The sequence below is a fragment of the Brunnivagina elsteri CCALA 953 genome (assembly GCF_002289455.1).
In the GTDB taxonomy this organism is placed as follows: Bacteria; Cyanobacteriota; Cyanobacteriia; order Cyanobacteriales; family Nostocaceae; genus Brunnivagina; species Brunnivagina elsteri.
Map to the genome: position 1 here is coordinate 1 of NZ_NTFS01000445.1, position 5,093 is coordinate 5,093.

Annotated in this window: 4 protein-coding genes; 1 reads left to right on the forward strand and 3 read right to left on the reverse strand. The window is 36.5% G+C overall.

The window, feature by feature from the left end; all coding sequences use genetic code 11:
- From CK510_RS26040 to CK510_RS31240, 3 genes are all read right to left on the reverse strand, one after another.
- Positions 1 to 949 (reverse strand): biotin/lipoyl-binding protein (locus CK510_RS26040; protein WP_095724436.1); only part of this gene is annotated, 949 nt, incomplete at its 3' end.
- 105 nt (positions 950 to 1,054) lie between these two features.
- The gene (locus tag CK510_RS26045; RefSeq protein ID WP_095724437.1) at positions 1,055 to 1,642 is read right to left on the reverse strand and encodes a TetR/AcrR family transcriptional regulator; all 588 of its coding nucleotides are present in this window, start codon (positions 1,640 to 1,642) and stop codon (positions 1,055 to 1,057) included.
- 109 nt (positions 1,643 to 1,751) lie between these two features.
- Positions 1,752 to 1,967 carry a hypothetical protein gene (locus CK510_RS31240; protein WP_143289445.1) on the reverse strand — a complete coding sequence of 72 codons (216 nt, stop codon included), beginning with the start codon at positions 1,965 to 1,967 and terminating at the stop codon, positions 1,752 to 1,754.
- Between the two features lie 360 nt (positions 1,968 to 2,327).
- On the opposite strand from CK510_RS31240, the gene CK510_RS26050 reads away from it, so the two are divergent.
- Positions 2,328 to 5,093 (forward strand): beta strand repeat-containing protein (locus CK510_RS26050; RefSeq protein WP_143289446.1); only part of this gene is annotated, 2,766 nt, incomplete at its 3' end.

A 5,093-nucleotide genomic window follows, 5' to 3' on the forward strand; every position in this document is an offset into this window, starting at 1 on the left:
TATCAACAGGACGAATTTCGGCGATACTATTTAAAGTTGCCGAAGCTTCACTAATTTGTTTGTTTCCAGTCGCATTAATTCGAGTTAAAGCAATTTTGGCTTCGCTGACTTGTTTGCTGTTTGTCGCATCAATTCGTCTTAATACCGCTTTTGCTTCGCTAATTTGTCTATTACTAGTTGTACCAATCCGGTTTAAAACGGCTTTAGATTCATTGAGTTGCTGTTTTGCTGTTTCTACACTCAAACGCTTTCCATCGAATAAAGAATTAGAAATTGCCCCTTCTTGAGATAATTGTTGATAGCGTTGATATTCTGATTCCGCATTATTTAATTCAGCTTCCAACCGCTTAATAGTCGCTTGCTGCGCTTGTTTATCACCTTGTAATTGCGCTTCTAAACGGGCAATATTTTCCTGCTGTGCTTGTTTATCACCTAACCATTGTGCTTCCAATCTGGCGATTATTTCCTGTTGTCCAATTTTATCACCTACAGTTTGCGCTTCTAATCTTCCTACCGTTGCTTTCTGCGCTTGAATCTGTCCCGTTTTTGCCCCAGCTTGGATTTGTGCGAGTTTGGATTGTGCGATCGCAACCTGTTTTTGTGCGACTAATACAGCATCCTGTAATCTATCTTTGGAATCTAAGATGGCGATAATTTGTCCAGATTTGACTGTATCACCTTCTTTTACCAAGACTTTAGCTATTCTGTCACCATCTAAAGGTATTGGAGGAGATAGTTTAATTATTTCTGCCTCTGGTTCCAAACGTCCTAATGCTGTGACTTTTTGGACTTCTGGTAATGTTTCTAGAACTTCTTTTTGGGGTTTACTCAAAAGTCCAAATTGGGAAGCTCCGTAATATAAAACTCCACCAGTTACGGCAGTCGCAGCAATTATTAAACCAATTATCCATCCATTACTAGGTGGTTTGAGAGATATTTTTAAACTCATAATTTTTCCCCTCTATAGTATTTGTTTATTACTTTGTGAATTGGTGGTTATATAATGTTTATTATTCCCAGATATTTGTTTTTAAACGCAGAGGTTCGCGGAGGTTTAATTATTATTTGTCAAGTTTATATTTTCTAAGTAAGCTGTCACCATTTTTCCTAATAATGTGCATTGCTTCACAACATCAACTGTATCAATTCCTAGTAACCTTTCTAAAATTACCCCATCAACAAAGCACATGACAAAATCTGCTAAAATCGGGTCTTCTACACCTAGAAAATCATAAATTACGCTTTTATATCGCTCGCATAAACGCTGCCAAAATTCTCTATTTTGATACACTTTAGAGTCTTGATGTTGGGAAAAATCAATCATCAAATAACTATTTTTAATGTGGTAGGAAAGGTTACTATTAAAATATTTTCCTAATGCTTCTGCACGCTCTTGTCGTGTCTTCAATTTTTCCCAATCCGCAGTCGCTATTAATATATCCCTTTGCACCATATCTTCGACTAAATGCTCGAATAATACCTGTTTATTCGGAAAATAATGATATAGCGTTCCCGTGGAGACTCCTAATCTTTGAGCAATTTGCCGCATCGTAACAGATGCATAACCTTTTTCAGCAAATAAATCGAAACATTTGTCTAATAACTCCTTGCGGTATAAATCATGGTCAACAATCTTTGGCATGGTACGTATTTAGAATCTCTTTCTATCTCCATTTTATATTGAACAACCGTTATTTATAAATTTACCCTTATGGTTTGGGGATGTCAAGATGATTTATATCGAATGTTTGTTATGAAAAATGGGTTAAGCATAAATATTCTATGCGATCGCACCAAAAAACATTGAATGCCCGGTATTTCCTTGGATACCGATATCCTGTATCAATATTTTGAGCGATCGCACCAAAAAAACATTCCCGAATCGTAGGGGTGGGGTCTCCCCACCCTCTTAATATATATTTTATTTGAGGACTTGCAGAAAATAAAATACCCAATCGGTCTATCACTATACCATCTGAAAGGGTGGGGGGAGACCCCTAGAACAAAAATTTGAATTTATTTCTTGGTGTTCCCTGACGCTGCAATCGGGTTTCTTCATCCCTCTAAGATTATAGATTTTTTCTGCCCATGTTAATTTCCTGCCAGAGATTGGGAATAATAACCTCGTCCTTACTTAAGTGTTTAATTGTAAAAAAATTACAACCTAATTCGAGGGATTTCTGCTAGGTAATGCGATCGCATATCACTTGATATCGCGTGGATAAAAAATATTTGATTTGCGTACAGAGTATAAAAAATCTGGTGTAAGTCTAGCTTTGCTATGTCGATTTGAATTTTGAAGTAAGAGCATAAATAGGTATAAGCTAATGGAACCAAGTAACTTATCTAACTTAAATAGTCAGTCAGCTACTGCTTTGAATTTGGAACCGCTAAATTCTCTGACTACTACTAATACATCGTTTTTGGGTGCTAGCAGTACAGGGAACACAGCACCAATTTTGAGCGATCGCGATGTCCAATTAAATTCGATTGATGAGGATACTGGTTCTCCAGTTGGTGCTGTGGGAACTTTGGTATCGCAATTAGTTAATTTAGATACTACTACGGGTAATATCAGTGATGCGGATGTAGCTGCTGTGACGGGGATTGCTGTAATTGGTACTGATAATAATAATGGTAGTTGGTTTTACAGTTTAGATAGTGGTGCAAAGTGGAATCAATTATTTGCGTTGGAGTCGAGTACTCGTTTATTCGCAGCAGATAGTACTACAAGAATTTATTTTCAACCACGAGTCAACTATAACGGTACGTCTGGGATTAGTTTTCGCGCTTGGGATCAGACAACTGGTATTAATGGTAGCGCTGTAGATAACTCACTGAGGGTATTGGGGGGAACTACTGCTTTTAGTAGTGAGACTGACACAGCGACAATTACAATTAAGCCAATTAATGATGCACCTGTATTAGATACTACAAAAAATCCTAAGTTAGTTACTGTGGATGAAGATGCTGGGGAACCTGTGGGAGATGTGGGAACTTTGGTATCGGATTTGGTGGATTTGAGTATAGTTAAAGGTGGTTTGGATAACGTTATTGATGCGGATAAAGATGCTGTTGCGGGAATTGCTATTACTGCGGCAGATTCGACTAATGGTACTTGGTTTTACAGTGCTGATGGTGTGGTTTGGAATCGTTTCAATTCGGTTTCTGTTGAAGATTCTCTATTACTCACAGCAGATAGTACAACTCGCATTTATTTCCAACCACAGACGAATTTTAGTGGTGAGGCAAATCTGACTTTCCGTGCTTGGGATGGTACGGATAATAGTTTGAATGGGGAAAAAGCGAATACTACTAACAATGACGGTATTACTGCTTTTAGTAGTGCAGTGGATACGGTGAATGCGACTATTAAAGCAATTAATAATGCACCTTTTAATAATGTACCGGATTCTCAAACTATTAATGAAGATACGATTATAGTTTTTTCAAAGGATAATGGGAATATCATTAGTATCAGTGATATTGATGCGGTAAATAATGAAATTCAAGTTACTTTAACTGCAACTAATGGGAATCTTCTGGTTACTAGTTCTCAGGATGTGAAAATTGAGGGGAATATGACAGGTAATGTCATTATTCGGGGAACTGTAACAGCAATAAATACTTCACTCAATGGATTGAATTTTAAACCAAGTAAAAACTTTAATGGTGACGGCAAAATTCAAATTGTCACTAACGATTTAGGGAATACGGGAATAGGTGGAGAACTTATAGATACGGACACGATTGAGATTACAATTAATCCTGTTAATAATTCACCTAGTTTTGTCAAAGGGATTGACCAAATTGTAGATGAAGATGCGGGTGAAAAAAGTATTTCTAATTGGGCAACTAATATTAATGCAGGTGCAGAAAATGAAGCGCAGCAAAAGCTAAAATTCATTGTTTCTAATAGTAACAAAGCCTTATTCGTCGAACAACCGAGTATTACTACTGATGGAACTTTGACATACAAATCAGCAGAGAATGCTAGCGGAATAGCGACTGTGACTGTGCAATTGCAAGATGATGATGGGATTACGAATGGTGGAAATGATATATCCACTTCGCAAACTTTTACGATTAAAGTAAATTCCATTAATGATGCACCTATTAATAAGCTTCTTGGTGATTCATATACAATTAATGAAGATGAAAGTATTGTTTTTTCAGTTACTAAAAATAATGCTATTACGATTAGTGATGTAGATGCAGGTACAAACAAAGTCGAAGTTAATCTGACTACAACTAATGCAATTTTCACTATTATTAATAATAACAGCGTTGAGATAGCTGGGAATCAAACCGCTAATCTCAAATTGACTGGTACTATCAACAATATTAATACAGCCCTCAATGGTTTAATATTTAGACCAGATGCCAATTTTAATGGTGATACCAAAATTCAAATTATCACCAACGATTTAGGTAGTACAGGAACAGGTTCAGCACAAACAGATACTGATTCTATTAGTGTGAGAGTTACTTCTATTAATGATGTACCCAGCTTTATTAAAGGGGGAAATCAAACAATAAATGAAGATGGAGGATTACAAACTATAAAAGATTGGGCAACTCGGATTTTAATGGGTGCAAATAATGAAACCCAACAAAAACCGACTTTTATTGTTAGTACTAATAATGATGCACTTTTTGCTGAAAAACCAAGCATTTCCCCTGATGGAACTCTAACCTACAAACCTGCTGATAATGCAAGCGGTACAGCCATAATTAGTGTCAAAATTAAGGATGATGGTGGGATTAATAACGGTGGAGTTGATACTTCTGATATCCAAACTTTCTCGATTACAATTAATTCAGTTAACGATACACCAACCTTTACCAAAGGACAAGACCAAACCGTTAATGAAGATGCTGTATTACAAACAATAAATAATTGGGCAACAAAAATTTCCTCTGGTGCAAATAACGAGTCTAACCAAACTGTTGAGTTTGTCGTCACCAATAGCAATAACCCATTATTTGAAGTCCAACCCCGCATCACATCTGATGGAATTTTGGTTTATAAGCCAACAGCAAATGCCAATGGAAATGCGACTATTACAGTTAAATTGAAAGATAACGGTGGT